The 4,026-nt window shown below is 43.1% G+C and carries 3 protein-coding genes; all 3 read right to left on the bottom strand.

The window, feature by feature from the left end; translation table 11 throughout:
• A partial coding sequence (locus ACKPQ5_RS00970) for a sulfatase-like hydrolase/transferase (protein ID WP_407677217.1) occupies nucleotides 1-882 on the bottom strand: 882 nt, incomplete at its 3' end.
• Between the two features lie 48 nt (nucleotides 883-930).
• Nucleotides 931-2,502 (bottom strand): sulfatase, encoded by a 1,572-nt coding sequence (locus ACKPQ5_RS00965; protein WP_407677216.1) that lies wholly within the window; start codon nucleotides 2,500-2,502, stop codon nucleotides 931-933.
• Between the two features lie 87 nt (nucleotides 2,503-2,589).
• Nucleotides 2,590-4,026: sulfatase/phosphatase domain-containing protein (locus ACKPQ5_RS00960; protein ID WP_407677215.1), on the bottom strand; the 1,437-nt coding region annotated here is incomplete at its 5' end.

Below are 4,026 nucleotides of genomic sequence, written 5' to 3'. Positions count from 1 at the left end.
CCCTTTCGGGGCGCCTGGCCCTTTTATCACAAGTGGAATGTGAGTACCTTCGTCGTAGAGAAATTGTTTCCCGCGTGCATGGCTTATGCCATGGTCTGTGAAAAATATGATCAAGGTATTCTCGATAATACCTTCTCTTTTGAGCCTTTCGATCACTTGGCCAACATGCCAGTCGGTTATTCTAACTGTATCGAGATAAGTTGCCCAGTCTCTGAGGAAAACAGAATCATTTGGATAATAGGGTGGCAGTTCAACCAAATCGTGGGAAGTGGGTTGAAGTCCAAATTGGTTTATCATTCTTTTTTCAAGGATTTCATAGTGTTTTTCGGCGGCTCCCCGTATTTTCCCCCCGTGTAATTGGACCTGCATGAAAAAGGGCTGATTACCATTCCTTTTCGACCAGTCATGACTGTCATATATCTTAGTATCCCAATCGAAATTATAGTCTGTCTTTCCCTTTCTTCCGGTTTTCGAGGGCAGGCTTCTGAAATCGAAATTTTTCAGTCCACTGCCAATGCATGTAAAATATCCTGCTTCTTGAAAAATTGCAGGAATGGGTCTCACTCCATCAGGTAGTTGAATGTTATTTTTTCCTCTGCCACTCCTGTGATGATGAGCCCCGATTGAATTTTGATACATTCCGGTTATCAGAGAGGATCGAAAAGTGGAGCATACGGGGGAGGTGGCATAGGCTTTGGTAAAAAGAACACCCTGTTCTGCCAGTTTATCCACATTGGGGGTTTCGATCGCTTTTTCTCCATAGCAGGAGAAATTGGCGGACATATCATCAATTACAAACCAGAGAATATTGGGACGATCTTCAGCTGTGCTTGTGGACACCATCGCAACAAGCAGAAGAATTAAAAAATTTATTTTGTTCATATAATCAATCTCCTGTTTCATTACTAATTTAACAGGAAAAAGTTTTGCTTACAGGAACTTAGGAAGAACCGGTTTACCGTCTTTTTTAGAAAGTGGAAATTTTGGTTTCCAGGTTGGATGTTTCTGCCCGAGCCAGTCTTGAATTTTATTCGATAGGTTGGAGGCGATCTTTGGATGCTTTTTGATTATGTTTCTGTCTTCTCCAATATCATCCGTAAGGTTATAAAGTTCCCACGAATTTGCTTCGTAGTAATATAGTAACTTATAGCGTTTATTTTCGATTTCATCAATTATGACAACGCAGGGTTGAGCTCGCACATCCATGTATCCGGGAAACAAATAAAAGATGGGAGATCGTTTATCTGAAAGTTTTGGGTTACGAAGAAATTTAGCAAAAGATTCTCCATCTAATGGATGCTTTTTAGCGGGTGGAAGCCATGTATTTCCTGCAAGTTCAAGGAGAGTGGGGTAAAAGTCGATTCCGTGAACCATCCTGTCGCTAACCGTGTTTGCTGGAATGATACCAGGCCAATAGGCAATCAGAGGAATACGTATGCCACCTTCGGTAAACATTCCTTTCACTCCACGTAAAGGAAGGTTGTCACCATGGGTACCTCCATTGTCTGAGGTGAAAATGATCAGGGTGTCCTGAGCGATGCTATCGCCTTTATCCCCATCCCCATTTGGGTCTTCGATTGAATCAAGGAGTCTTCCAAGGACCGCATCCATTCCCGATATGAAACCAGCTAAATTAGCCTTTCTAGAATTCTTTGCATCCAGACGTTTTTGTGCGGCTTCTTTGAGGTCCGGTCTAGACTGTACGGGTCCATGAACCGCGTAGGCATGGAGCTGTAAATAGAATGGTTTATTTTTGGCAGACAGCGTATCTACCGTTTCTTCCATTGCATCGGCAAGGGCATCACATACATGCTTGGGTTTTCCGATCTGACTATTGGGAATACTGTATTTTTCTACATACGCTTCCGTGTAGGGTTTGGCAAAGCGGTCGAAGTCTCCCTGCCCAAGTCTTGCGAATTGCCAAGAATCATTAATCTTTTTGGAAAAGCAGGTGGGTTGATGACCTTGCGAATATCCTCCAATATTGATATCAAAGCCCTGATTTTCAGGCATTGTTTTATCCGTGCCGTGACCACCCACATGGTATTTCCCAATATGGGCAGTATTGTATCCATTTTTTTTAAGAGCCTCAGCAATAGTAATAGCTGAGGAGGCAACATCTTCACTTTGATTTGGGCCGGTGAAATTGGCTTCTTCCTTGGTGATACCCGGTTTTTTGTTTCGGTTTAGGCTCCCGACAACATACACGCTGTTGTTTACCCGGGCAGGATATTGTCCCGACAGCATGGCTGCACGAGAGGGTGCACAATTGGGTTGGGTGTAGGCATCAGTAAAGCTCAAGCCTTGGTTGGCAATGTTCTCTATATTAGGGGTGATGAAGGAACCGGTATGGGTTCCCATGGTGGCCTGCTTTGCACTGATTTGATTCCATCCCAAATCGTCGATCATATAAACGATCAGGTTTGGCTGTTTTTTTCCATAAATAAGGCAGCATGAAAATATGCAAAGGGAAAGCTGGAATAGAAAATTAATATTTTTCATTTGATTGAGGGTGTTTAAGAATAGGCAAGAACACCCCAATCGAATGATCAAACATGTAGGGAAGTCAATAGTTTAGAGTATTCTAAATCAAGGTTTTCCAAAGGTCTTTGGGTTGAGCAACCCTGATGTAAGCTCAGCCTTTCTTCTGGATAAATACTCCCCGGATATTTTTCGGGCTTTTTCCTGATCTGCTTCACTGTAGTCCCAAAATTCCTGAACAATTTCTTCGCACGCTGGATAATGGGATCCATCATCTCCCACTTTTTTTCGCAGTTTTGCCATCCAATTCTTTAGTGAGCTGATAAGCTTGGCGTTTTTTGGATCATCGTAGATATTTTTGGTTTCCTGAGGATCCTTTTTCATATCGTATAATTCCCATCCTGCCGGTGTCTGGTACTCTCCCTGATAATTACACCCATAAAAGTAAATGAGTTTATAACGCTTGGTTCTCATTCCAATGTGGGCGGGATTATCATGATGAGCCATATGCATCCAGTAGCGATAATAAGCGGCTTTTTTCCATTCCTTTTTTTCTTCTCCGGTTTCAAGAATACTTTTAAATGAACGACCTTGGACAGGCTTGGGGATAGACGCACCAGCAAAGTCGAGCAGGGTGGGGGCGAAGTCCACATTTTCAATAATCGAATCAAATTTCTGGCCTGCCTGAATCGATTTTGGATAACGGACCATAAGGGGCATTCGCATGGATTCTTCGTACATCCATCGTTTATCCTGATAATCATGTTCGCCGAGCATGAAGCCCTGATCCGCGGTATATACAATTAAGGTATTATCCATTTGGCCACTGGCTTCAAGGTGGTCAAATAGGCGACCTAGATTATCATCAATTCCTTTTACGCACCGAAGAAATTTTTTGAGATAGGCGTTGTAGGCAAGGCGAGTATTTTCTTCGTCGGTAAAATTGTTAGGATCATAGTTTTCAGGAAATTCCTTAGGGAATCTTTCGGGTAGATCACGCAGGTAGGATCGCCGGGGGTTACGATTTCCGATGGATGTTCCGATATGCGGAATTAACTCGTCATTGTCTCCGCGGGTGGCGAGCGATCCGAATGTGGGATCCCGTTTCCAAAGAGTGGGAGGTTCTGGAATATCAATATCAGCAAGATAATTTTCATATCTTTCTGCATTTTCAAAGTAATCATGAGGAGCCTTGTAGTGATGCATGAGAAAGAATGGTTTATCATCCTTTCTTTTCTTAAGCCAATCAAGGGTCAGGTCAGTGATGGCATCCGTGGAGTGTTTTTCTGGAAATTCGATCAGATTTTTCCCCCACGGCTTTTCTCCCCGAATTCGAAAGGAGGGACCATGGTATTTACCTTGTCCGGGTAGCACGCAGTAATAAGAAAAATCCTTGGGCTCAACTTTGAGATGCCACTTTCCAATCATTGCTGTTTCATAACCCGCTTTGCCCATTTCAATTGCGAGCATTTGCTTTCCTGGGAGTACTTTACCATTGAGGTCGACCGCTCCATTTGTGTGATTATATTGCCCGGTTAGGACGCA

The sequence above is a fragment of the Candidatus Seribacter sulfatis genome (assembly GCF_964187635.1).
Lineage (GTDB): Bacteria > Verrucomicrobiota > Verrucomicrobiia > Opitutales > Seribacteraceae > Seribacter > Seribacter sulfatis.
This window is presented reverse-complemented; position numbering and strand designations above follow the sequence as displayed.